This window comes from Methylobacterium sp. AC315 (assembly GCF_979253755.1).
Genome location: NZ_CEEDEA010000177.1, coordinates 1 through 208, shown reverse-complemented (window position 1 = coordinate 208; position 208 = coordinate 1). Strand labels below are relative to the sequence as shown.

Annotated in this window: 1 protein-coding gene; it reads right to left on the bottom strand. The window is 67.8% G+C overall.

Annotated elements, in window-relative coordinates; genetic code table 11:
- Positions 1–208 (bottom strand): transposase (locus AC0IY0_RS29185; RefSeq protein ID WP_471766532.1); only part of this gene is annotated, 208 nt, incomplete at both ends.

The window sequence follows — 208 nt, the reverse complement described above, 5'->3', positions numbered from 1 at the left end:
ACGATGCCGGTGAAGGTGCCTCGCCGGAGGCGACGGCGCGTCAGCGTGGAGAAGAAGCCCTCGACGGCATTGAGCCAGGAAGCCGAAGTCGGTGTGACGTGGAACGTCCATCGCGGGTGGCGGGTGAGCCAGGCGCGCACCTTCGGGTGCTTGTGGCTGCCGTAGTTGTCGAGCACCACGTGGATCGCCTTGCCCGCTGGGACTGCCG